The 22,521-nt window shown below is 66.6% G+C and carries 22 protein-coding genes; 12 read left to right on the forward strand and 10 right to left on the reverse strand.

Translation table 11 applies throughout. The annotated features are described in order from the left end of the window. Positions 1-152 precede the first annotated feature (152 nt). The 10 genes from rpoE (at position 153) to U858_RS0110655 (ending at position 9,961) form a co-directional block, all read left to right on the forward strand. Positions 153-752, forward strand: a complete 600-nt coding sequence (gene rpoE / locus U858_RS0110610; RefSeq protein WP_006223829.1) for an RNA polymerase sigma factor RpoE — start codon at positions 153-155, stop codon at positions 750-752. A gap of 12 nt (positions 753-764) precedes the next feature. Further along, positions 765-1,271, forward strand: coding sequence for a sigma-E factor negative regulatory protein (locus U858_RS0110615; RefSeq protein ID WP_025137134.1), 507 nt, complete (start codon positions 765-767; stop codon positions 1,269-1,271). Continuing rightward, positions 1,271-2,347, forward strand: a complete 1,077-nt coding sequence (locus U858_RS0110620) for a MucB/RseB C-terminal domain-containing protein (protein ID WP_025137135.1) — start codon at positions 1,271-1,273, stop codon at positions 2,345-2,347. The genes U858_RS0110615 and U858_RS0110620 overlap by 1 nt, the downstream gene beginning before the upstream one ends. 37 nt (positions 2,348-2,384) lie before the next feature. After that, entirely contained in the window at positions 2,385-3,878 is a 1,494-nt protein-coding gene (locus U858_RS0110625) for a DegQ family serine endoprotease (RefSeq protein WP_025137136.1), read from the forward strand. Between the two features lie 211 nt (positions 3,879-4,089). After that, positions 4,090-5,883 (forward strand): translation elongation factor 4, encoded by a 1,794-nt coding sequence (gene lepA / locus U858_RS0110630; RefSeq protein ID WP_025137137.1) that lies wholly within the window; start codon positions 4,090-4,092, stop codon positions 5,881-5,883. A 22-nt stretch (positions 5,884-5,905) separates the two neighbouring features. Then, positions 5,906-6,793: a signal peptidase I gene (gene lepB / locus U858_RS0110635; RefSeq protein ID WP_025137138.1), complete on the forward strand. Its 888-nt coding sequence runs from the start codon at positions 5,906-5,908 to the stop codon at positions 6,791-6,793. A 2-nt stretch (positions 6,794-6,795) separates the two neighbouring features. Then, complete coding sequence (gene rnc / locus U858_RS0110640; protein WP_029953720.1) at positions 6,796-7,557, forward strand: ribonuclease III; 762 nt, start codon at positions 6,796-6,798, stop codon at positions 7,555-7,557. Next, the gene (era, locus tag U858_RS0110645; RefSeq protein WP_025137140.1) at positions 7,554-8,444 is read left to right on the forward strand and encodes a GTPase Era; all 891 of its coding nucleotides are present in this window, start codon (positions 7,554-7,556) and stop codon (positions 8,442-8,444) included. Before rnc ends, era begins: the two co-directional genes overlap by 4 nt. Continuing rightward, on the forward strand, positions 8,437-9,024 hold the full coding sequence (gene recO, locus U858_RS0110650; RefSeq protein ID WP_025137141.1) for a DNA repair protein RecO: 588 nt from the start codon (positions 8,437-8,439) through the stop codon (positions 9,022-9,024). Before era ends, recO begins: the two co-directional genes overlap by 8 nt. Before the next feature lie 19 nt (positions 9,025-9,043). Beyond that, positions 9,044-9,961, forward strand: a complete 918-nt coding sequence (locus U858_RS0110655; RefSeq protein WP_025137142.1) for a LysR family transcriptional regulator — start codon at positions 9,044-9,046, stop codon at positions 9,959-9,961. Positions 9,962-10,013: 52 nt separating this feature from the next. Here the strand turns inward: U858_RS0110655 and U858_RS0110660 are convergent, their stop codons facing one another. The 9 genes from U858_RS0110660 to U858_RS0110700 form a co-directional block, all read right to left on the reverse strand. Beyond that, positions 10,014-11,114, reverse strand: a complete 1,101-nt coding sequence (locus tag U858_RS0110660) for a pyridoxal-phosphate dependent enzyme (protein ID WP_025137143.1) — start codon at positions 11,112-11,114, stop codon at positions 10,014-10,016. Positions 11,115-11,117: 3 nt separating this feature from the next. Continuing rightward, complete coding sequence (locus U858_RS0110665; RefSeq protein ID WP_025137144.1) at positions 11,118-12,095, reverse strand: succinylglutamate desuccinylase/aspartoacylase family protein; 978 nt, start codon at positions 12,093-12,095, stop codon at positions 11,118-11,120. A gap of 31 nt (positions 12,096-12,126) precedes the next feature. Next, positions 12,127-13,089 carry a tripartite tricarboxylate transporter substrate binding protein gene (locus tag U858_RS0110670; RefSeq protein ID WP_025137145.1) on the reverse strand — a complete coding sequence of 321 codons (963 nt, stop codon included), beginning with the start codon at positions 13,087-13,089 and terminating at the stop codon, positions 12,127-12,129. A 91-nt stretch (positions 13,090-13,180) separates the two neighbouring features. Beyond that, complete coding sequence (locus U858_RS0110675; protein WP_025137146.1) at positions 13,181-14,491, reverse strand: NTP/NDP exchange transporter; 1,311 nt, start codon at positions 14,489-14,491, stop codon at positions 13,181-13,183. Between the two features lie 4 nt (positions 14,492-14,495). Beyond that, the gene (locus U858_RS0110680; RefSeq protein WP_025137147.1) at positions 14,496-15,413 is read right to left on the reverse strand and encodes an aldo/keto reductase; all 918 of its coding nucleotides are present in this window, start codon (positions 15,411-15,413) and stop codon (positions 14,496-14,498) included. A 69-nt stretch (positions 15,414-15,482) separates the two neighbouring features. Continuing rightward, a complete protein-coding gene (locus U858_RS0110685) occupies positions 15,483-16,193 on the reverse strand; it encodes a Bax inhibitor-1/YccA family protein (protein WP_025137148.1) in 711 nt (236 codons plus the stop codon). A gap of 149 nt (positions 16,194-16,342) precedes the next feature. Next, complete coding sequence (locus U858_RS34215; protein WP_025137149.1) at positions 16,343-16,855, reverse strand: hypothetical protein; 513 nt, start codon at positions 16,853-16,855, stop codon at positions 16,343-16,345. 55 nt (positions 16,856-16,910) lie between these two features. After that, positions 16,911-17,369 (reverse strand): DNA polymerase III subunit chi, encoded by a 459-nt coding sequence (locus U858_RS0110695; RefSeq protein ID WP_025137150.1) that lies wholly within the window; start codon positions 17,367-17,369, stop codon positions 16,911-16,913. A gap of 22 nt (positions 17,370-17,391) precedes the next feature. After that, a complete protein-coding gene (locus U858_RS0110700) occupies positions 17,392-18,900 on the reverse strand; it encodes a leucyl aminopeptidase (protein WP_025137151.1) in 1,509 nt (502 codons plus the stop codon). 55 nt (positions 18,901-18,955) lie between these two features. Between U858_RS0110700 and lptF the strand changes: the two genes are divergently transcribed. Next, positions 18,956-20,059 carry an LPS export ABC transporter permease LptF gene (gene lptF / locus U858_RS0110705; RefSeq protein WP_025137152.1) on the forward strand — a complete coding sequence of 368 codons (1,104 nt, stop codon included), beginning with the start codon at positions 18,956-18,958 and terminating at the stop codon, positions 20,057-20,059. 74 nt (positions 20,060-20,133) lie between these two features. On the opposite strand, the gene U858_RS0110710 is transcribed toward lptF, so the two are convergent. Beyond that, a complete protein-coding gene (locus U858_RS0110710; RefSeq protein ID WP_025137153.1) occupies positions 20,134-21,054 on the reverse strand; it encodes a LysR family transcriptional regulator in 921 nt (306 codons plus the stop codon). A gap of 173 nt (positions 21,055-21,227) precedes the next feature. On the opposite strand from U858_RS0110710, the gene U858_RS0110715 reads away from it, so the two are divergent. Then, on the forward strand, positions 21,228-22,445 hold the full coding sequence (locus U858_RS0110715; RefSeq protein ID WP_025137154.1) for an ABC transporter substrate-binding protein: 1,218 nt from the start codon (positions 21,228-21,230) through the stop codon (positions 22,443-22,445). The last annotated feature ends 76 nt before the right edge of the window (positions 22,446-22,521 follow it).

The following is a 22,521-nucleotide window of genomic DNA, read 5'->3' on the forward strand; positions in this document are numbered from 1 at the left end:
CCCTTGCCCTCCGGGAGTATGGCCTTTAACAACAACAATGTAACTTTCACCGTCTGGCAGCAGACGTTGCGACCCCAGGCCTGGCGGCGTTTGTGCGTCCTGGCGGGTGCGGCGCGGCGCTTGTCCCCGGCGGTCCGCCTGCGGGAGGCCTCATGAGCGAGCGCGAAGTCGACGCCGAGCTTGTCGCCCGCGTCCAGCGGGGCGACAAGAAGGCCTTCGATCTGCTGGTGCTGAAGTACCAGCGAAAGATTCTTCGCCTGCTGGCCCGGATGATCCGGGACCCGTCCGAAATCGAGGACGTGGCCCAGGAAGCGTTCATCAAGGCCTATCGGGCCCTGCCTCAGTTTCGGGGCGAAAGCGCGTTCTACACCTGGTTGTATCGCATTGCCATCAATACGGCCCGCAATTGGCTCGCCTCGCAGGGCCGGCGGCCGAGCGCGCCCAATGCGATAGAAACGGAAGACGGTGAAACTTTTAACGAAACCGACAACCTAACCGATATAAGCACGCCGGAATCCATGGTGGCCAGCCGCGAGATCGCCGAGACGGTGAACGCGGCCATCGAGGAATTGCCCGAGGAATTGCGCACCGCGATCGTCCTGCGTGAAATCGAAGGTATGAGTTACGAAGACATCGCCCAGAGCATGGACTGCCCCATTGGTACGGTGCGTTCCCGCATTTTTCGTGCGCGTGAAGCCATCGCGACCAAGTTGCGCCCATTGCTTGGCACCGATGCCGAGCGTCGCTGGTAAGGAGTGGCAGTCATGCAGACAACAGCAGCCAAGTCCGTCGTTTCTTCCGAGGCCGCCTGGGAGGAATCACTTTCCGCCTGGATGGACGGAGAGGAAACCGACGATATTCTCCCCGGCCTGCTGACCCGTGAAGGGCGGCAGACCTGGGACACCTATCATCTTATTGGTGATGCCCTGCGCAACACCGACCTGGCGCTGACGCCCAGCGCGGGCTTTCACGCCCGTCTGTCGCGCGCGCTGGACGCCGAGCTGCCGATCGTGGCGGCGCCCCGGCGCCGTTCGCCGCTGCGCATGGGCCTGTCCGGCCTGGCCGTGGCGGCCGCGGTCGCGACCGTCGCCTGGGTGGCCCAGCCGTACCTGGCGGGCGGCTCCCCCGGCACCGAGACGCGCGTGCTGGCCGACGCCAGCCTGAGCGGCACCGACACTTCGGGCCTGAGCGACTACCTGGAGGCCCATCGCCAGATGGCCGGCCCCAGCGCGGTCCGCCAGGTGTCGTTCGATGTCGGAGCGGGACGCTGATGGCCTTGGTGCTTCCGAATCGCTGGCCGGTGCTGGGCCGGGCCGCCTCGTGGCAGGCCCACCGCGCCGGCTGGTTTGCCGCTACGCTCCTGACCGCATTCCTGGCCGCGCACGAACCCGCGCGCGCCGCCGATACCGCACCCGCCCAGCAGGGCGATGATGTGGTCCAGCTGCTGTCGCGCATCCAGCAGGCGGCGCGCAAGCAGGACTACGCGGGCGTGTTCATGTATCAGCAGGGCGAGATGATCCAGTCGTCGCGCCTGGTGCACGTACTGGACGGTACCGGCGAACGCGAACGGCTCGAGATCCTGGACGGCCAGCCGCGCGAGTACCTGCGCCATAACGAAGACGTGCAGTGCCTGATCCCCGAGCGCAAGACGGTCCTGATCGAGCGTCGCCGCGGCGACCGCTTTCCCGGCCTGCTGCTGGGCGATCCGGCCAACCTGACCGAGCACTACAAGATCCGCACCGAATCGGCCCTGCACCGGGTCGCCGGGCGCGAATGCCGCCTGATCACTATTGAACCGCTGGACAAGTTGCGCTATGGCTATCGCCTGTGCGCCGACGTCGAGACCAACCTGCTGCTGAAGGCCCAGACGCTCAACGCCGCCCGCGGCGTGGTCGAGCAGGTGTCGTTCACGTCGCTGCGCCTGGGCGCCGAGGTCGATCCGCAGTCGCTGACGTCACGCTGGAACACGCGCGACTGGAAGGTGCTGGAACCCGCCATGAAGCCGGTCGACCTGGGCGCGCTGGGATGGCGCATTCCGGCGCCCAAGGGCTTCAGCGTGGTGATGCAGGTATCGCGCTCGATGGGGCGCGGGGCTACGGTCAACCAGATGGTGCTGTCCGATGGCCTGGCAGCGATTTCGGTGTTCATCGAACCCTATGACAGCCAGCGCGGCCATCATCCGCCCCCTGGCGCCGCCCAGCGTGGTTCCATTACCGTGTACGGCACCCGCATCGCCGATTACTGGCTCACCGCCGTGGGCGAGGTGCCGGTGGCGACGCTGGAACAGCTGGCGGAAGCGACTGAATACGTACCCGTGGCGAACGCTCCGGCGGCCGGCTCCAAGTGAGCGGCCTCTGCGGCAAGAAGTAAATTCGGAGCAATCTATGAAAGCATTGATGGTGTCGAACCCCAGCCTGCGGCGCTTTCTGGCGGCCGCGACGGCGGGGCTCATGATGTCGGCCGCTTTCGCGCCCGTCTCGCAGGCGCAGACCCCCGCGGCCGATACGCCCACCCCGACGGTGGTGCTGCCTGACTTCACCAGCATCATCGAAAAGGCCGACCCGGCGGTCGTGAACATCCGCACCACCGCCACCGTGCCGATCCGCGGCGTGGGCCCCGGCGGCAACGATCCGGCCGAACTGTTCCGCTGGTTCTTCGGCCCCGACTTCCAGCCGCCGGGCCAGCAGGCCCCCGGCCAGCGTCAACGTCCGCAGCAGCCGCAACCCGAAGAACGCACCGTGCCGCGCGGCGTGGGCTCGGGCTTCTTCATTTCCGATGACGGCTACATCATGACCAACAACCACGTGGTCAGCGATGCAACCGACATCTACGTCACCCTGACCGACGGCCGCGAGTTCAAGGCCAAGGTCATCGGCACCGACGAGCGCACCGACGTCGCGCTGATCAAGATCGAAGCCAAGGACATGACCCCGCTGGTCATCGGCGACCCCAAGAAGCTCAAGAAGGGCCAATGGGTGCTGGCCATCGGTTCGCCGTTCGGCCTGGATTCCACGGTCACCTCGGGCATCGTCAGCGCCATCGGCCGCGATACCGGCGAATACCTGCCGTTCATCCAGACGGACGTGGCAGTGAACCCTGGCAACTCGGGCGGTCCGCTGATCAACCTGGCGGGCGAGGTCGTGGGCATCAATTCCCAGATCATCTCGCGCAGTGGCGGCTTCATGGGCATTTCGCTGGCCATTCCCATCGACGAAGCCATGCGGGTGGTGGATCAGTTGCGCGCCACCGGCAAGGTCACGCGCGGCCGCGTGGGCGTGCAGATCGGCGAAGTCGGCAAGGACGTGGCCGAAGCCATCGGCCTGCCCAAGGCCGAAGGCGCCCTGGTCAGCAGCGTCGAGGTCGACGGTCCGGCCGAACAGGCGGGCGTGCAGCCGGGCGACGTGATCCTGTCGTTCAACAAGGAACCGATCAAGCGTTGGTCCGATCTGCCGCGCATCGTCGGCGAAACCAAGCCTGGCACGCGTGCCGACATGGAAGTGTGGCGCAAGGGCAAGAAGATGACGCTGTCGGTCAAGGTGGGCGAGATTCCCGCCGAGAAGGCCGCTGCTGGCAAGAAGCCTGCGGCGCCTGCGCCGGAAATCACCAATGCGCTGGGCCTGGGCGTGGTGGACGTGCCCGTCGATGTGCAGAAAAAGCTGCGCATCAAGGGCGGCGTGCAGGTCAAGGTCGCCGAAGGCGCGGCCGCCAAGGCGGGCCTGCAGGAAGGCGACATTGTGTTGGCCCTGAACGACACCGACGTCACTGGCGCCAAGCAGTTTGCCGAGCTGGTGGGCAAGCTGGACAAGGGCCGCGCGGCGGGCTTGCTGGTGCGCCGCGGCGAGCAGACGCAGTGGGTGGCGGTACCCGCAAGCAAATAAGGCCCAAGACCGGCTAAAATGGCTGGTTGCCGCAAGAGGGGGCGCCTGGCGCCCCCTCGTTTTTGCCCGGAAACGCCGCGGATCGCGGCCCGGCAGGGCGGCCGGGCCTGGTGCCCGAGGCGTTTGCCTATAACCCCCGTCAGCCGTGCCTACCCTGGTGGCGGCGTCTTCCGGCAGTTTGCCGAGTGTTCCGTCCCTTTTAAATTCAAGCATGCAGCATATTCGCAACTTCTCCATCATTGCCCACATCGATCACGGCAAATCGACCCTGGCCGATCGCCTGATCCAGCGCTGCGGCGGATTGGCGGATCGCGAAATGTCGGCGCAGGTGCTCGACTCCATGGAGATCGAACGCGAGCGCGGCATTACCATCAAGGCCCAGACTGCGGCCCTGCACTACAAGGCGCAGGACGGCAAGATCTACAACCTGAACCTGATCGACACCCCGGGGCACGTCGACTTCTCGTATGAAGTCAGCCGCTCGCTGTCGGCCTGCGAAGGCGCGCTGCTGGTGGTGGATGCCTCGCAGGGCGTCGAAGCCCAGACCGTGGCCAACTGCTACACCGCCATCGAGCTGGGCGTGGAAGTGCTGCCGGTGCTGAACAAGATGGACCTGCCGCAGGCCGACCCCGAAGGCGCCCGCCAGGAAGTCGAGGACGTGATCGGCATCGACGCCTCGCAAGCCGTGCTGGCCAGCGCCAAGACCGGCATGGGCATCGACGAAATCCTGGAATCGATCGTGGCGCGCGTGCCGCAGCCCAAGGGCGACCCCGACGCGCCGCTGCAGGCCCTGATCATCGACTCGTGGTTCGACAACTACGTGGGCGTGGTCATGCTGGTGCGCATCGTCAACGGCGTGCTCAAGCCCAAGGACAAGATCCTGCTGATGGCCTCCGGCGCCACCCACCTGTGCGAGCAGACCGGCGTGTTCACGCCGAAGTCGCAGCAGCGCCCGCATCTGTCGGCGGGCGAGGTGGGCTTCATCATCGCCGGCATCAAGCAGCTCGAAGACGCCAAGGTCGGCGATACTGTTACGCTGGCCAACAAGCCGGCCGCCGCGGCCTTGCCCGGTTTCAAGGAAGTGAAGCCGCAGGTGTTCGCCGGCCTGTACCCGGTGGAAAGCTCCGAATACGACCAACTGCGCGATTCGCTCGACAAGCTCAAGCTGAACGATGCCGCGCTGATGTTCGAACCCGAAGTGTCGCAGGCGCTGGGCTTCGGCTTTCGCTGCGGCTTCCTGGGCCTTCTGCACATGGAAATCGTGCAGGAACGCCTGGAGCGCGAATTCGACATGGACATCATCACCACCGCGCCGTCGGTGGTGTACGAAGTCGAGCAGCGCGATGGCACTGTGATCACGGTCGAAAGCCCGTCGCGCATGCCGGAAGTGGGCAAGATCCAGGACATTCGCGAACCGATCGTGAAGGTCACGCTGTTCATGCCGCAAGACTACGTCGGCCCGGTCATGACGTTGTGCAACAACAAGCGCGGCTCGCAGATCAACATGAGCTACCACGGGCGTCAGGTGCACCTGGTGTACGAGATCCCGCTGGCCGAAATCGTGCTGGACTTCTTCGACAAGCTCAAGTCGGTGTCGCGCGGCTATGCCTCGATGGACTACGAGTTCCTGGAATATCGCTCGGCCGACGTGGTGCGCGTGGATCTGCTGATCAACAACGACCGCGTCGACGCGCTGGCCGTGATCGTTCACCGCAGCAACGCCCGCCATCGCGCCCGCGATGTCGTGACGCGCATGCGCGGCTTGATTCCGCGCCAGATGTTCGACGTCGTGATCCAGGCCGCCATCGGCGCCGAAATCATTGCCCGCGAAAACGTCAAGGCGCTGCGCAAGAACGTGCTGGCCAAGTGCTACGGCGGCGACATCTCGCGCAAGAAGAAGCTGCTGGAAAAGCAGAAGGCCGGCAAGAAGCGCATGAAGCAGGTCGGCACGGTGGAAATTCCCCAGGAAGCATTCCTGGCCATCTTGCAAGTGGACGACAAATAGAACCCAAGAAGGCGGTTAGCTGATGAGTTGGAACTTTGCCCTGATCCTGTTTGTTCTGCTGGTGCTGACCGGCATCATCTGGGGACTCGATCTGGCCGTATTGCGGCGCGGCCGCGAACGCCGGGCCCAGGAAGCCATGGCGCAGTACGACGCGGCCCTGGCCGGCGGCGACGCGCAAGAGGCCGAGCGCCAGCGGCGCGAAGCCGGCGACAAGGCCCGCCGCGTGCCGTGGTGGATCGAATACGCGGTCAGCTTTTTCCCGGTGATCCTGTTCGTGTTCGTGCTGCGTTCGTTCGTGGTCGAGCCGTTTCGCATCCCGTCGGGTTCGATGCTGCCCACGCTGCAATCGGGCGATCTGATCCTGGTGAACAAGTTCAGTTATGGCCTGCGCCTGCCCGTCATCGACAAGAAGGTCGTCGACATCGGCAAGCCGCAGCGCGGCGACGTGTTCGTGTTCCGCTACCCCGTGGATCCGGACGTCGACTACATCAAGCGCGTGGTCGGCCTGCCGGGCGACGAAGTGGCCTACCTGGACAAAAAGCTGTACGTGAACGGCCAATTGGTGACGCATGTGCGCGACGGCGACTACTTCGAACCCGATCGTGTCTCGTATATCGCACAATATAAAGAGAAGTTGGGCGAAGTTAGTCACAATATCCTGCTCGATGAGAGCCGGCCGCAGGAATATCGTCCGCAGTACCAATTTCCGTCCCTGGGGAACTGCCAATATTCCCGCGATGGGGTACGCTGCAAAGTACCCGAGGGGCAATACTTCGCCATGGGCGATAATCGGGATAACAGCGCCGACAGTCGATACTGGGGTTTCGTACCTGAAGCCAATATCGTCGGGAAGGCCTTCTTCATCTGGATGAATTTCAGCGATCTCAGCCGGATCGGCCGGTTCAACTGATTATGTCGCTAGCCACGCTAGAAAACCGGCTGGATCACCACTTCGGTGATCCAGCATTGCTTGAACAGGCACTGACGCATCGTAGCCATGGTGCGCGCCACAACGAGCGGCTGGAATTCCTTGGGGATTCCGTGCTGAACTTCGTCGTCGCGGCGATGCTGTTCGAGCGTTATTCGAAAATCGACGAGGGCGACCTGTCGCGCCTGCGGGCCAACCTGGTCAAGCAGGCCTCGCTGGCCGATATCGCCCAGCGCCTGGAACTGTCGCAATACCTGCGCCTGGGCGAAGGTGAATTGAAGAGCGGCGGTTTCCGCCGTCCGTCGATCCTGGCGGACACGGTCGAGGCCCTGTTCGGCGCCGTGTTCCTGGATGCCGGCTTTGACGCCGCCCGCCGTGTGATCGTGCGCCAGTACCAGCCGGTGCTGGCCTCGGTCGACCCCAAGACCCTGGGCAAGGACGCCAAGACCTTGCTGCAGGAATTTCTGCAGGGCCGCAAGCTGGCCCTGCCCGTGTATACCGTGGTGGCCACGCATGGCGCGGCCCACAGCCAGCAGTTTGAAGTCGAGTGCGCCATTCCCGCGCTCGAGATCAAAGTGACGGCACCTGGCGCCAGTCGCCGCGCCGCCGAGCAATCGGCGGCCAAGCTGGCCCTGGAAGCCGCGCTGGCCGTCAGCCCGGCGACCAAGGCTGCCCGCAAGTCGGGCAAGGCGCGCAAAACCGCGCAATTGTCGCTGCCCGTGGCAGTGTCCCAAGAGACTAAATGAGCGATACCCCTTTTCGTACCGGCTTCGTGGCCATCGTCGGCCGCCCCAATGTGGGCAAGTCCACGCTGACGAATGCCCTGATCGGTTCCAAGATTTCCATCGTGTCGCGCAAGGCGCAGACGACGCGTCACCGCATTCATGGCGTGCTGACGCGCGAGCACGAGCAATTCGTGTTCGTCGATACGCCGGGGTTCCAGACGCGCCATGGCGGCGCGATGAACCGCATGATGAACCGCGTCGTGACGCAGGCCCTGGCCGACGTCGACGTGGTGGTGCACGTGGTCGAGGCCGGTAAATGGTCCGAGGGCGACGCCAAGCTGCTGCCGCTGTTGCCGTCGCCCGAGCGCACCATCCTGGTCGTCAGCAAGATCGACGCCCTGAAGAACCGCGACGAGCTGTTCGCCTTTGTCTCCAAGATCATGGCGCTGCACCCGTTCGGCGCCGTGGTGCCGGTCAGCGCCACCAAGAACCAGCAGCTGGACCAGCTGCTGCAGGAAATCGCGGCGCGCCTGCCGGAAGGCGAGGCGATGTTCGAAGAAGACACCCTGACCGACCGCCCGATGCGCTTCATCGCGGCCGAGCTGGTGCGCGAGAAGATCTTCCGCCTGGTGGGCGACGAACTGCCCTATGGCTGTACGGTCGTCATCGAGCAATGGGAAGAAACCGACAAGGGCGCGCGCATTGCCGCCTGCGTCGTCGTGGAGCGTGACAGCCACAAGCCCATTCTGTTGGGCACCGGCGGCATGCACATGAAACGCATCGCTTCCGAGGCGCGGCAGGACATCGCCAAGCTGCTGGACAAGCCGGTGCACCTTGAGATCTACATCAAGGTGCGCAAGGGCTGGTCCGACCGCGAGAGTGCGCTGCGCGATCTGGGCTATGAGTAAACGGGCGCCACGCGTCCAGGATCGCCCGGGATACATGCTGCACGCCACTGCGTGGCGTGAGACTTCCCTCATTGTTCAGACCTTCTCGCGCGACCACGGCTGTGTGGCCATGGTCGCCAAGGGCGCCAAGCGCCCGTATTCCGTCCTGCGCCCCGTGTTGTCGGCCTTTCAGCCCTTGCTGCTGTCCTGGACCGGCAATGGCGAAGTCAAGACGCTGACGCGTGCCGAGATCATGGGCGTGCGCGCCCTGAGTGGCACCGCGCTGATGTCGGCCTGGTACATGAACGAGCTGCTGCTGCGGCTGTTGCCCCGCGAAGACGCCCATCCCTTGCTGTTCGATGCCTACGACATGGCATTGCAGCAGCTCTCTGGCGGCACCCGCGCCGCCGGCGCCTTGCGCCGCTTCGAATGGACGCTGCTGCGCGAAACCGGTTATGGCGTGGACGAAGCCGAGCCCGATTTCGACGACCCGGTCATCGAGCCGGCCTTGCGCCGCGACCTGCGCGAGCGCCTGGCCGAGAACCTGGCCGGCCGGCCCCTGGCCACGCGCCGGGTGCTGATGGACCTGCAGCGCATCTGAGCCTGCGGCGCGTCCGGCCATGACCTTCACGCTCAAACAGGTCGAGACCTTTCGTACGGTCTACGAAACCGAAAGCGTGACCGCCGCCGCCCGGCGCCTGGACGTGTCGCCCGCCACCGTCAGCGCCACCCTGGCCGCTCTGGAAGCCAGCATCGAACTGCGCCTGTTCGAGCGCGTACGCCAGCGCATGCTGCGCACCCCCGAAGCCACGTTGCTGTACGAAGAAATCCGACGCCTGAACGTTGGTCTGGAAAGCCTGGGCAGGAAGATCCGGGCCATTCGCGGAGCGGCCCAGCCGCGGCTACGCATCGGCTGCATCCATGCCTACAGCGGCGCGGTGGTCAGCGATGCCATCACGCGTTTTCGCCAGCGCTATCCCGATACGCCGCTGTACTTGCAGATCCGCGATTCGAATACGCTGCGCGACATGGTCGTGTCCGGCGAACTGGACCTGGCGACGGTGGCGGACGAGTCGGAACTGGAAGGTCTGCGCGGTCACCGGCTGGCCAGCTTGCGGGCCGTGGTGGTGTTTCCTGAAACCCATTCGCTGGCGCGCCTCGCGCAGGTCGGATTTGCCCAGTTGGCCGACGCCGACATCATTGCGTTGAACACCGAGGATGCTTCGCGCCAGCGGCTGGATGCGCTGGTGCTGCAGGCCGGCGCGAGCCTGAAGATCGCCATCGAGACGCCGTATTCCGCGACCGTCTGCCAGTTGGCCCTGGACGGCCATGGCGTCGGCATTGCCAACCCCGCCACGGCGGTGAGCCTGGAAGCGGCGGGGTTGCGCCACCGGCCGTTGGCCGCGCCGGTGCATTTCGAATGCCACATGATCGTCCACGGCAGTCGGCCTCTGTCCGAAGCCGGCAAGTTCTGGGCGACCTGTTTGCGGGCCGCCCTGGCGCCGCTGGTGGAACGCTATGGGGTCGCCCGCGGCTAGACGCGCGGCGCAACGCGTCAAGCGTTGCGCCAGCCACGTCCTCCTTCCTGCATCAACCTCGGCGTCCGTCCGACGTCAGGATCAATACCACCGACGATTCTGCATCCAGTTGGCCCGCGCGCCGCAACCGCGTCACCGCCGCCAGCGCCGCGGCCGACGACAGTTCGGTGGCCAGGCCCATGCGTTCCAGCCGTTGTTGGGCCTGCGCGGCCGCGGCATCCGAGACCTCGACCGGTGAACCGCCCGAGCGCGACAGGGCTTGCAGCGATTGCAGGGTGGTCGTGCCGCCCGCGATCGAGTACTGGTCCGTGGCGCCTTCCCACAGGCTGCGCGCATCGCCCGTGGCCCGAGCCCGCGATAGGCGAGCGTAGGGTTCCACGGCGTGCAGGCGCGGCAGTTGCGCGATCAGGCCGGCATGCAGCAAGTGCTGCCAGCCCAGCAGGATGCCCCACAGCAGGTCGCCCCGGGCGGTCGGCACGATGATGTCCGTCGGCAGACCGCTGGCGTCGAAGATCTCGCGGGCGATGGGCTTGTAGCCTTCGACCCCATAAGCGTGGGTGCCGACAGGCGGATTGAGATAGTTGGTGCCGGCGAAGGCGCCTTGATTGCGGCACAGGTCCGCCACAAACGGCCAGCGCGCCAGGCTGTCGTCAAACGCCGTCAGGCGGGCGCCGAAGCGCTGCATGGCGTCGCGCTGCAAGGGTGGACAGTTGCGGGTGATGGCGATGTCCGCTTGCAGCCCGGCGGCGGCGCAGTAGGCGGCCAGCGAGACGCCGGCATTGCCGCTGGACGCGGCGGCCACGCGGGACGCCCCCGCCAGACGGGCGCGCGACACGAGCTGCGCGGCCATGCGGTCTTTGTGGCTGCCGGTGGGATTGGCGCTTTCGCATTTCAACCACAGCTGGCCGACGCCTTCGGCTTGCGCCAACGGCGAGGCGTCCAGGCAAGGCGTAGCGCCTTCGCCCAATGTCACGGGATCCAGCACCGGCAGGGCCATTGCGTCATCGCCTGCCATCGCGTCATAGCGGCATTCCAGCGAGGCGGGGTGGCCGGCCTGCAGGCAATGGGGGCAGCCTTCCGGGTAATCGGTGGGCGGCAGCAGGCTTTCGCAGCGGATGCAGCGCAGGCCGGACAAGCGGGGGTTCATCAGCATGGGTCAGTACAACGAGGCAAGGGAATCCAGGGGGAGGGCGGGCGCGACTTGCAGCAGGCAGTCGCCATCGTCGCTGCGGGCGATGGCGCGCAGGCAGACGACGGTGCCCGCCTGCGGGCTGGGCAGGTTGCGCGACGCCTGGTCGGGCCGGGCCGGTTCGATGAGCTGGCCGATGGTCTGGCCGGCCGTCACGGTCTGGCCGAGGGCGACGCCGGGCACGAAGACGCCGCTGTCGCGCGTACGCAAGGTGGCGGCCGGTGCATCCAGGTCGTAGAGCGACGGGTCGGGTTGGCGCGGCGCCGCGCTGGCCAGGAGGCCCAGCTCGGCCAGGCAGCCCAACAGGCCGTCGCGGCAATCTTCGACCAGTGTGCGGGTGGTTTCACGGCCGCCGCCGATTTCCGCGCTGAGCCGCAGCACGCCCAGGCGGCTGGCGGCCGCGGGCAGGGAGCCGCCCTCGGTGCCGCGAAAGAACACGCAATGGGGCAGGCCGAAGGCGCGCGCCAGCGCCGGCAGGCGTTCGTCGTACGCATCGTCGCCGTAGCGGGTGATGACCGATGACGGCAGGTAACGCAGCGATGCGCCGCCGCTATGCACGTCGACCAGCGCCTGGATGTGAGGCAACAGCCGGGTTTCCAATGCGGCGGCCACGCTTTCCGTGTAGCCGCGCGCCGGCGCGCCCAGGAAGGCGCGATTGAGGTTGCCGGCGTCCGAGGGCGACAGGCGGGTGCCGGCCAGAGAGGCTTCGGCATTGGCGGCGGGCAGCAGGTAGACCGTGCCGCGTTGCAGGACGCCCGGCAGCAGGTGCCACAGTTGCAGGATGGCGGCCTGGCCTTCCCATTCGTCGCCATGCACGCCGGCCATCAGGGCCACGGCGGGGCCGGGCCCGGCCTCGATCTTCAGCACGGGCACGGTGATGCGCCGGTACGCCGACGTGTTGGTGGCGGCGGCGCAGGTGAAGTCTTCCCGGCTTACCTTGGCCATGGCGAGGCTCCCGTCGGCAGCGCGCGAGGCGTCAATCCAGCGTGGTGCCGGCCGCCTTGATGATGCTTTCCCATTTGGGCAGTTCCTTCTGAATCTGGGTCTTCACGTCTGCGGGCGAGCCGCCCAGCGGTTCTTGCGATCGGCTGCGCAGTTCCTTGCTGACCGCGTCCGAACGCAGGGCGGTGTTCATCGCCGCGTTCAGCTTGGCAATCACCGCGGGGGGCGTGCCGGCGGGCGCCACCAGGGCGCTCCAGGCGGATTGCTCATAGTCGGGGTAGCCTTGTTCGGCCACCGTCGGTACGTCCGGATTGGAGGCGGCACGGCCCTTGGTGGTGACGGCCAGCGCGCGCAGGCGGCCGTCCTTCAGGTTGCCGATCAAGGGCGGCAGGTTCTCCATCATCGAATCCACATGCCCGCCCAGCAGGTCCGACAACTGGGCGGCGGTGGCCTTGTAGGGAATCTGGCGCACGGCCGCACCGGTCTGGGCGATGAAAAGTTTGACGCCGACCTCGCTGGTGGTGCCGGGGTCGGCCGAGGTCATGGTCAGGCGGTCGGGCTGGGCGCGGCTGGCGGCGATGAAGCTTTTCAGGTCACGGTACGGCGAGGCGGCGTTGACGACGATGACGTTGGGCGTTTCGGCGACCAGTCCGATGGGCGTGATGTCGCGATCCAGGTCATAGAGCTGCTGCTTGAACAGATAGCGATGCAGCACCAGCGTGCCGACGTGTGCATAGCCGATGGTGTAGCCGTCGGGCGCGGCGCGCACCAAGGCCTGGGTGCCGATGCGGCCTCCCGCGCCCACGCGGTTTTCCACCACCACCGGCTGCCCCAGCGTGCGGCTCATTTCCTGACCGACCAGGCGGGCGGTGATGTCGGCGTTGCCGCCGGCTGCGGCGGGCACGATCAGGGTGATCGGGCGGGTGGGGTAATCGGCCAGCGCGGGCGGCGCGGTCAGGCAAAGCAACAGGGCGGCAAGGCTGGCGGTGCGTGTCATGACGATTCCCGGGACGTTAGGGGCATGCGAGATCGGAGGGTGCGATCAGGCTGCGCCATTGTGCGGCGGCCGCGCCGGGAATTTGTTCGGTTTATTGAGATGGATGTTTGGTTGAATCTAACGGCTCGGCAGGCCGGTCGGCGCGGCGCCCCAGTCCATAGCCGAGCGCCGCCGCAGCCAACGCGCAGGCGGCGCCCAGCAGGGCGATCAACGCCACGCCGTGGCCCAGGGCATCCACGCCGGCCTTGACCCAGCCGCTGGCGGCATCGCCCGCCCGGTACACGACGGTATCGATGACGTTCTTGGTCTTGTACTTGTCTTCAGGCGAGACCGCGGTGAACAGCATTTCCCGCCCCGGACGGATCAAGGCATATTCGCCCACGCGGCGCAGGATCATGGCCCCCGCCAAGACGGCGAACACGGGGTAGGCCGCCAGGGCCAGAAACGCCAGCACCATGGTCAACGGGACGGCAGTCATCAGGAACCGCACGCCCAGCCGGGCGGCCACCCGGCCAGTGATGAACAGCTGCGACAGCAGCGCCAGCGCCTGCACCGTGAAGTCCAGGGCCGAGAACACGCGGATGCGCTGGGCGGTGTCGGTGAACGCGCCGGCCACCAGCCGGGCCTGCTCCATGTAGAGAAAGGTATTGAGGGTGGCCAGCAGCACGACCAGCCCGGCGATGCCCAGCAGGTAGCGCGACTGGAACACGCGCGACAGGCCGGCGAGCACCGCGCCCGGAATGGGCCGCGCCATGTCGGCTGTGTCGGCGTCGGAATGCGTGGCGGCGCGCCAGCGCAGCAGCCAGCGCTTGAGCGGCAGCGTCGCGGCCAACAGCAGGGCCGACAGCAGCAACAGGCCCGCCGGACCCAGCGCGCCGGCCAGCAGCCCGCCCAGCAAAGGACCGCACAGTCCGCCCGCGCTGGCGCCTGCGGCGATCAGCGCGAACAGGCGCTTGGCCGAGTCCATGCGGAACACGTCGGCCATCAGGCTCCAGGCCAGCGACACCACGAACAGGTTGAAGACCGACAGCCAGACGTAGAAGCTGCGCGCCGCCCAGACGCTGTCGGGGCGCCAGTGGAACAGGGCGGCGTAGCCCGCCATGGTGGCGGCGAAGGCGGCATAGACCCAGGTCACCAGCGTGGCCCGCGGCACCCGGGCCGACAGCCAGCCGAACAGCGGCACCACCGCCAGCATGGCAAGAAAGGTGGCAGTGAACAGCCATTGCAGCTGGTCCACGCCCGCCTGGATACCCAGGGTTTCGCGGATCGGCCGCAGCATGAAATAGCCGCAGAAGAGAAAAAAGAAGAACGCGAAACCGCAGGCGGCCGCGGCCAGCTCGTCGGCGCGGATGCCGAGCGCTTGCGCCGCCCGGTGGCGCAAGGGGCCGGCCTGGGCGGTCATGGCGTCAGGCCAGCAGGGCGGCGATGCGTTCGCGCTGCGCCTCGTTCGCCAGCGGGCCGAAGCCGGCCAGCACGTTGTCGGCCATATTGGCCGGCTTGGAGGTGGCGGGGATGACGGCGGTGACGGCGGGGTGGCTGATGACGAACTTCAGGAACAACTGGGCCCAGGAGCCGCAACCGATTTCCGCGGCCCATTCAGGCAAGGGCCGGCCCTTGACCTGGCGAAACAGGGCGCCGTCCTGGAACGGGCGGTTGATCAGCACGGCCACGCCATTCGCCAGGCAGGCCGGCAGCAGGCGCTTTTCGGCGTTGCGCGCGCCGACCGACAGGTTGATCTGCAGGAAGTCGGGTTTTTCTCGCTCGACCAGGTCGGTGAGTTCGTCGTGGGCGTAGTCGGTGTAATGCGTGATGCCGAGGTAGCGCGTCACGCCCTGTTGTTTCAGGTCGCGCAGCAGCGCCAGCTGGTTGCGGGTGTCGATCAGGTTGTGCACCTGGATCAAGTCCAGCTTGTCGGTCTTGAGGGCGCGCTGCGAATGTTCGATCTGGCGCCGGGCCGCCTCATGCCCCTGGGTGCTGATCTTGGTGGCCAGGAAGACCTGGCGGCGCATGTCCGGCTTGCGCGTCACCAGCTCGCCGGTGACGGCCTCGGCCTGGCCGTAGCTGGGAGCGGTGTCGATCAGCCTGCCGCCCGCCTCGAGCAGCGTGTCCAGCACCTGGGCCAACGGCGCCAGGGCGGCCGCATCCGACGGTGGCACATTGAAGGTATCGGCCGTGCCCAGCCCTATGGCCGGCAGCATTTCGCCGGACGACCAGATCTCGCGAACCCGCATGGGGCGCTTGGTGCTCAGGGCGTGGGCCGCCCACGGCTGGGCCAGCAAGGGAGCGCAGGCGGCGGCCTGCAGGAAGCGACGGCGGTCGGACATGGCAAGCTCCAATGAAAAAGGGCCTGCACGTTTCATGCAGGCCCTTGTTTGCCGACAGGCGGTACGCGATTACTCGCGGTTGCCGCCGAAGATGCCCAGCAGCATCAGCAGGTTCGAGAAGACGTTGTAGACGTCCAGGTAGATGGCCAGCGTGGCGGAAACGTAGTTCGTTTCGCCGCCGTTCACGACGCGCTGCAGGTCAACCAGCATGAACGCCGAGAAGATCACGATGGCCAGCACCGAGATGGTCAGCATCAGCGCAGGCAACTGCAGGAAGATGTTGGCCAGGGCGGCAACCAGGATGACGACCGCGCCGATGAACAGGAATTTCTGCAGGCCGGACAGATCGCGCTTGATGGTGGTGGCCAGGGTGGCCATGGTGCCGAACACGATCGCGGTGCCGCCGAAGGCCGTCATGACCAGCTGCGAGCCGTTGCTGAAGCCCATCACGAAGCCGAGCAGGCGCGACAGCATCACGCCCATGAAGAACGTGAAGGCCAGCAGCAGGACCACGCCCAGCGAGTTGTTCTTGTTTTTCTCGATGGCGAACATCATGCCGAACGCGCCCACCAGGAACACGATGGCGGACAGGCCGGGGCTGGCGCCCATGACCCGGTTGATGCCCGTGTACAGGCCGACGGCCGCGCCGAGCACGGTCGGGATCAGCGACAGCGCCAGGAGCCAATAGGTGTTGCGCAGCACCTGGTTGCGCGCGACCTCGCCCGGCGCGCCGGCGATGGTGCCGGAACGGTTAAAAGGGGACGGACGATATTCGTTCATGGAGGACTCCTGTGTACGGCAGAAATTGATTTGCCTAGAAGGCTTAGATGCCAAGGATACCTTACAGTTCCCTGAAGAATCCAGTTTTTGGAGGAATTAGGACAGGTGGAGGGCAGTGTAGACCCGTAATGGGGGCGGAAGGCCAAATTTCAACCGGGGCGTACGTCTTGCAGGACCCGGGCCACGATGCGAGGCAGTTCTTCGTCCATGCGTGCCTGGATCTGTTCGATGGCGTCGGCCAGGGCCAGGCGCATGGCCTGTTCGACTTCCGCCTGCAGGCGGGCGGCCAGCACGGCGGCCTGCGGCGGCACGCCTGCCTCGGACGGGGTGGGTGCGACCTGTGCTGCGGGCTGGCTTGCCGCGGGCAAGGCCGGGGCAGCCTCCGGCGCCGCGGGCAGGTCGGCTGCTTCGGTCAGCAGCGGGAAATCGTCTGATTCGGCGGTGTCGGTCAATACCGGGAAGTCGTCCGCGGGCCAGTCGTTCGAGTCGGCCGATTCGGCCACGTCGGTCAACACCGGAAACGCATCGTCAGCATAAGCCCGCGCGCCGCCCTGCGCCACCTCGGTCAATACGGGGGCGTCGGGGGCGCCAGCAGACGGCGACAGGGTGGGTTCGGCCCGCTGGGTCAGGGTAGGAATGCCGGGGTCGGAAGGGTGGGGCATGAGGGCTCCCGAGGGAGAGGTGCCGCCTGGCGAGGCGGCGCGGGTGTACGGACGGTCAGTTGCCGGCCTGTTGCCGGCTCAGGTCGTGGCTTTGCGGCGTGTGGCCGGCCCCGACGTAGGTGCGCCAGCGCTGCCGGGCGGCTTGCTTGTCGTCGGGGTCGTCCGAGACGATTTCAAGCAGGCGCTCGAAAGCGTCAAAGCCGGGCGGGCAGTCGTCGTCCAGGTTCAGCAGCCAAGGCGGGGCCTGGCCTTCAGCCGAGGGCTGCATGGCCTGGCCAGGATCACCGGCGGTCAGCACGACCGGCGTGTCGGGCGCCAGGGGATCGTTGGCCAGCACGTGCGGCACGAATGACGTGTCGTCGAACGCCCACAGCATGCGATCGAAGGCGGTCAGCCGCGAGCCTTCCTTACAGTACACCACCAGCCGCTGGCCTGCCAGGTAGCGCTTGCGCACGACCTGGCAGGCCATGCGCAAGCGATCCGGTGCGCCGAAGGCGAAGTCGATGCGCGTCATGCCGGGTTCCGTCGCAGGCCGATCAAGCCTGGTCCAGCAGGAACTGCATCAAAAGCGGCACGGGACGGCCCGTGGCGCCCTTGTCCTTGCCACTTTTCCAGGCGGTGCCGGCGATGTCCAGGTGGGCCCAGCGGTACGACTTGGTGAAGCGCGACAGGAAGCAGGCGGCCGTGACGGCGCCGGCCGGGGGGCCGCCGATGTTGGCCAGGTCGGCGAAGTTGGACTTCAGCTGTTCCTGGTAGGCGTCGTCCATGGGCATGCGCCATGCGGTGTCCAGCGACTGGCGGCCGGCGGCCGTCAGGGCGTCGGACAGGGCGTCGTCCTTGGTGAACAGGCCCGTGTTGACGTGGCCCAGGGCCACGACGCAGGCGCCAGTGAGGGTGGCGATGTCGATGACGGTGGACGGCTTGAAGCGTTCGGCGTAGGTCAGGGCATCGCACAGCACCAGGCGGCCTTCGGCGTCGGTGTTCAGGATTTCGATGGTCAGGCCGGCCATGCTGGTGACCACGTCGCCCGGCTTGTTGGCCGTGCCGCTGGGCAGGTTTTCGCAGGCCGGGATCAGGCCGATCACGTCCAGCGGCAGTTCCAGTTCGGCCAGGGCGCGGAACGAACCGAGCACGCTGGCGGCGCCGCACATGTCGTACTTCATTTCGTCCATCGTGGCGGCGGGCTTGAGCGAGATGCCGCCGGCATCGAAGGTGATGCCCTTGCCGACCAGCACGATCGGGCCTTGCGCGGCCTTGGCGCCCTTCTTGGCGGCGGGCTTGCCGGCATGGCGCAGGACGATGAAGCGCAGGGCTTCTTCGGAACCGCGGGCCACCGACAGGAACGAACCCATGCCCAGGGCCTCGACCTGCTTCTTGTCCAGCACTTCGACCTTGATGGACTTGAACTCGCGGGCCAGCTTCTTGGCGGTTTCGCCCAGGTAGGTGGGGGTGCAGATGTTGCCGGGCAGGTTACCTAGCGTGCGGGTCAGTTCCATGCCGTTGGCGATGGCGGCGCCTTCGCGCAGGCCCTTCTGGGCCTGGCTGGCGTCGGCGCGTTCGACGATCTGGACGATCTTCTTGAGCTTGGGGCGGGCGTCGCGGTCGGGTTTGCCGAAGCTGGCGTCGTAGTGATAGGTGGCGCTGCCGGCCGCGATGGCGGCGCTGCGGGCGCGGGCGATGACGGCCACGTCCGGGATCGGGTTGGCGGCCAGGGTCGAGACGCCCTCGGTCAGTTGGGCGGACACGCAGGTGGCGGCAAAAGCCTGTTCGGCCGAGGCGTGGGCGCGGGCCGAATATTCGTCCTGCTTGCCCAGGCCCACCAGGACCACGCGCTGGGCGGTCACGCCCGGCAGCGAGCGCAGCACCAGGGTGGCGCCGGCGCGGCCGCGGAATTCGGTTTTGGCGACGGCGCGCACGGCGCCGTTGGAGGCCCGGTCGATCAGGTCGGCGGCGGGGCTCAACACGCCGTCGGCAAAGACCCCGACCGCCAGCGCGGCGGTTTTGATCTGGTGCAGGGAAGCGGTGGTCTGTGTGCTAAATTCCATGAGGGTTTCCCGTGTGCGTCTGTATGATGCGGTCGATTATCCCGCATATTCTCCCATGTCTCTATTCAAACGCTCTGTCGTCAGCGAGATCACCAGTCACGCTGGCGTTGTCTTTTCCACGTTGCTCATCGTATGGCTCAGCGTGCTGCTCGTGCGCCTGCTCGGTGAAGCAGCGGGCGGCAACATCGGGGCGGACGTCGTCCTCGTGCTGGCCGCGCTGTCCACCATCACAGCGCTGCCGACCATCCTGGCGGTGTCGATCTTCATCGCGGTGCTCACCACCGTCACGCGCAACTACCGCGAATCCGAAATGGTCGTCTGGTTCGCCAGCGGCCTGTCGCTGGCCGACTGGCTCAAGCCGGTGCTGCGGGTCGCCGTGCCGGTGGCCATTGCCGTGGCGGGCCTGACCCTGGTGGCCGCGCCCTGGGCCTACCGCCAGATCGGTGAATACCACGAACGCTTCGAACAGCGCTCGGACCTGTCCAAGGTCACGGCGGGCCAGTTCGCGGAATCGGCCGGCGGCAACCGCGTGTTCTTCGCCGAAGACCCGGCCAAGCCCACCGACGAGCTGGGCAACGTGTTCGCCCGCGAAAACGGCCCCGAGTGGCTGAGCGTGCTGACCGCCGCCAGCGCCCACAGCGAAACCCTGCCCAACGGCGACCGCTTCCTGGTGCTGGGTGAAGGCCATCGCTACGACCTGAAGCCGGGCACGCCCGAGATTCGCCTGGTGCACTTCGACAAATACGGGCTGCGCCTGGAAAGCAAGGGCGGCGACGATCCGGTCGCCTCGGCCCGCGCCGCCGCCGAGCGCTCGTCCAAGGCCCGCACCACGCCGCAACTGATGGCCGACAACACCACCAGCAGCTGGTCGCAGGTGATGTGGCGCATCTCGCTGCCGCTGGCCGCGCTGAACCTGGCGCTGCTGGCCATTCCGCTGGGTGCGGTGAACCCGCGCCTGGGCCGTTCGGGCGACCTGCTTATCGCCGGCCTGGTGGGCCTGCTGTACATGAACCTGATCAACCTGTCGCGCGCCTGGATTTCCAACGGCAAGCTCAGCTTCGGCGTGGGCACCGTGGCGATCCACGTCGTCGTGGCCATGTTGACGGCGTTCCTGCTGATGCGCCGCCTGCGGGTCAAGGCGCCCAAGACGACCCGCTAAGGCTGGCGTCTTGCCGCCCGCTGCCCGCGCCCGCGGGCAGCCTTGCCTGGTGATGCGGCCGTTGCCGGCCCGCGTCACGGCAGATACTTCATCGTGCCGCGCTTGCCGGCCAGCAGGTCGGCATTCTTCAGCACCGACTTGCGGATGAATTCCCACAACACCGTCACGCGCTTGAGCTTGCGCAGGTCTTCGTGGCAATACATCCAGAACGACCGCGTGATCTCCACTTCGTTTTCCAGCACCGGCTTGAGCCGCGGGTCCTGCGCGGCGATGAAGCACGGCAGGATGGCCAGCGACTGCCCCTGCAAGGCGGCGTGGTATTGCGCCACCACGCTGGTGCTGCGCAGCACCACCCGGCTGGCGGGCAGCAGGTCTTCCAGGTAGCGCAGGCGTTCGCTGAACAGCAGTTCGTCGACATAGCCGATGAAGCTGTGGCCGGCCAGGTCGGCGCGGCTCTGGATGGGCGGGTGGCGCGCCAGGTAACCCGGCGTGCCATACAGGCGCAGGGTGTAGTCGCACAGCTTGCTGCAGACGTACGGGCCGCGCTGGGGGCGTTCGATGGTGATGGCCAGGTCCGCCTCGCGCTTGGACAGGCTGACAAAGCGCGGCACCGGCAGGATGTCCAGGGTGATGTGCGGATAGCGCCGCTGGAAGTCGGCGGCCAGCGGCGTCAGCACATAGCTGCCGAAGCCTTCGGTGGCGCCGATGCGCAGATGGCCCGACAGGGCCTGGCCGATGCCGGACAGGTTCTCGCGGGCGGTATGTACCGTGCTTTCCATCTGCTCGGCATGGACGAACAGGCGCTGGCCGTCTTCGGTCAGCACGAAGCCGGCGCTGCGAGATTTTTCGAACAGCAGGGTGTCCAGCTCGGTTTCCAGCGCGCGGATGCGCCGTGACACCGTGGTGTGTTCGACCCCCAGTTTGCGCGCCGCGGCGCTGACCCGCTGGGTGCGCGCCACTTCCAGGAAATACCGCAGGCTGTCCCAATCAAGCACGTTTTTAGCTCCCCGCCATCGTTGTGCATTGATGCACAAGGAATGTGCATTTCTAGTGTTGCTTGTTGATTTTCACACATCTACACTGGGTCGGCAGGCCCTAGGGCAATGCTCCTGGGGACCGCAGGCCGCAAAGACGGCGCCATAACGTATAAAACTCAGGAGACAAATCCATGGAATTGCACGTACGCGGGCTGGCCGCAGGCTTGTGTCTGGGCGCTGCGCTGGTAAGTCAGGTACAGGCGGCGGACAAGCCGCCGGTGAAGATCGGCATTCTGACGGACATGTCCGGCACCTATGCCGGCATGGGCGGGGCAGGTTCCGTGGCGGCGGCGCAATTGGCGATCGACGATTGCCTGGCCGCCGAGTGCAAGGGCATGAAGATCGAACTGGTCTCGGCCGACAATCAGAACAAGGCGGACGTGGGCGCGGCCAAGGCGCGCGAATGGTTCGACCGCGATGGCGTCACGGCCATCGCCGACCTGACCAATTCTGCGGTGGCGCTGGCCGTGCAGGGCATCGCGCGAGAAAAGAACAAGGTCGTGATGTTCTCCGGCCCGGCCACCACGGCGCTGACCAACAAGGAATGCTCGCCAGTCGGCTTTCACTGGATGTTCGACACCTATTCGCAGTCCGCCGGGGGCGCCAAGGCCACCGTCAAGGCGGGCGGCAAGTCCTGGTATTTCATCACGGTCGACTACGCCTTCGGCCATTCGCTGGAAGCCGACACGGCCAAGGCGGTCAAGGCGCTGGGCGGCACGGTCGCCGGCAGCGTGCGCCATCCGCTGAACGCGCCCGACTTCGCGTCCTATCTGCTGCAGGCGCAAAGCTCGAAGGCGCAGGTCGTGGCGCTGGCCAATGGCGGCCAGGATACGGTCAACGCGGTCAAGCAGGCCCGCGAGTTCGGCATCGTGGCGGGCGGCCAGCGCCTGGTGTCGCTGCTGATCTTCCTGTCTGACCTGCGCGCGCTGGGGCTGGAAAGCGCCCAGGGGCTGTCATACGTGGACGGCTTCTATTGGGATTACGACGATGCCTCGCGCCAGTGGGCCACGCGCTTCGAGAAGGCCTTCCGCGGCCTCAAGCCCACCATGACGCAGGCCGGCGTGTATTCCAGCGTGCTGCACTACCTGCGGTCGGTGGCCGCCTCGGGCAGCACCGACGGCAAGGTGGTGGCCGACAAGATGCGCGAGCTGCCGATCAAGGATCCGATCATGCGCAACGCGTCGATCCGCCCTGATGGCCGTGTGATCCACGACATGTATCTGTACGAAGTGAAAAAGCCGTCCGAGTCCAAGGGCGGTTGGGACTATTCCAAGCTGGTCGCCACCATTCCGGCTGCCGAGGCCTTCCAGCCGCTGGCCGATTCGACGTGCCCGCTGGTGCAGAAGTAGAAGTGAAAGCCGGGCTTGGCGGCGCCGGCCGGGTGCCGGCTCGCCGCCCGCAATGAACCCTGAACGCGGATTCCAT

It is taken from the genome of Achromobacter sp. DH1f (genome assembly GCF_000633435.1).
GTDB lineage: Bacteria > Pseudomonadota > Gammaproteobacteria > Burkholderiales > Burkholderiaceae_B > Achromobacter > Achromobacter deleyi.

Excerpts from the sequence above, each read along its gene's own strand:
- rpoE (WP_006223829.1), top strand. The coding sequence starts at position 153 with ATGAGCGAGCGCGAAGTCGACGCCGAGCTTGTCGCCCGCGTCCAGCGG.
- U858_RS0110615 (WP_025137134.1), top strand. The coding sequence starts at position 765 with ATGCAGACAACAGCAGCCAAGTCCGTCGTTTCTTCCGAGGCCGCCTGG.
- U858_RS0110620 (WP_025137135.1), top strand. The coding sequence starts at position 1,271 with ATGGCCTTGGTGCTTCCGAATCGCTGGCCGGTGCTGGGCCGGGCCGCC.
- U858_RS0110625 (WP_025137136.1), top strand. The coding sequence starts at position 2,385 with ATGAAAGCATTGATGGTGTCGAACCCCAGCCTGCGGCGCTTTCTGGCG.
- lepA (WP_025137137.1), top strand. The coding sequence starts at position 4,090 with ATGCAGCATATTCGCAACTTCTCCATCATTGCCCACATCGATCACGGC.
- lepB (WP_025137138.1), top strand. The coding sequence starts at position 5,906 with ATGAGTTGGAACTTTGCCCTGATCCTGTTTGTTCTGCTGGTGCTGACC.
- rnc (WP_029953720.1), top strand. The coding sequence starts at position 6,796 with ATGTCGCTAGCCACGCTAGAAAACCGGCTGGATCACCACTTCGGTGAT.
- era (WP_025137140.1), top strand. The coding sequence starts at position 7,554 with ATGAGCGATACCCCTTTTCGTACCGGCTTCGTGGCCATCGTCGGCCGC.
- recO (WP_025137141.1), top strand. The coding sequence starts at position 8,437 with ATGAGTAAACGGGCGCCACGCGTCCAGGATCGCCCGGGATACATGCTG.
- U858_RS0110655 (WP_025137142.1), top strand. The coding sequence starts at position 9,044 with ATGACCTTCACGCTCAAACAGGTCGAGACCTTTCGTACGGTCTACGAA.
- U858_RS0110660 (WP_025137143.1), bottom strand. The coding sequence starts at position 11,114 with ATGCTGATGAACCCCCGCTTGTCCGGCCTGCGCTGCATCCGCTGCGAA.
- U858_RS0110665 (WP_025137144.1), bottom strand. The coding sequence starts at position 12,095 with ATGGCCAAGGTAAGCCGGGAAGACTTCACCTGCGCCGCCGCCACCAAC.
- U858_RS0110670 (WP_025137145.1), bottom strand. The coding sequence starts at position 13,089 with ATGACACGCACCGCCAGCCTTGCCGCCCTGTTGCTTTGCCTGACCGCG.
- U858_RS0110675 (WP_025137146.1), bottom strand. The coding sequence starts at position 14,491 with ATGACCGCCCAGGCCGGCCCCTTGCGCCACCGGGCGGCGCAAGCGCTC.
- U858_RS0110680 (WP_025137147.1), bottom strand. The coding sequence starts at position 15,413 with ATGTCCGACCGCCGTCGCTTCCTGCAGGCCGCCGCCTGCGCTCCCTTG.
- U858_RS0110685 (WP_025137148.1), bottom strand. The coding sequence starts at position 16,193 with ATGAACGAATATCGTCCGTCCCCTTTTAACCGTTCCGGCACCATCGCC.
- U858_RS34215 (WP_025137149.1), bottom strand. The coding sequence starts at position 16,855 with ATGCCCCACCCTTCCGACCCCGGCATTCCTACCCTGACCCAGCGGGCC.
- U858_RS0110695 (WP_025137150.1), bottom strand. The coding sequence starts at position 17,369 with ATGACGCGCATCGACTTCGCCTTCGGCGCACCGGATCGCTTGCGCATG.
- U858_RS0110700 (WP_025137151.1), bottom strand. The coding sequence starts at position 18,900 with ATGGAATTTAGCACACAGACCACCGCTTCCCTGCACCAGATCAAAACC.
- lptF (WP_025137152.1), top strand. The coding sequence starts at position 18,956 with ATGTCTCTATTCAAACGCTCTGTCGTCAGCGAGATCACCAGTCACGCT.
- U858_RS0110715 (WP_025137154.1), top strand. The coding sequence starts at position 21,228 with ATGGAATTGCACGTACGCGGGCTGGCCGCAGGCTTGTGTCTGGGCGCT.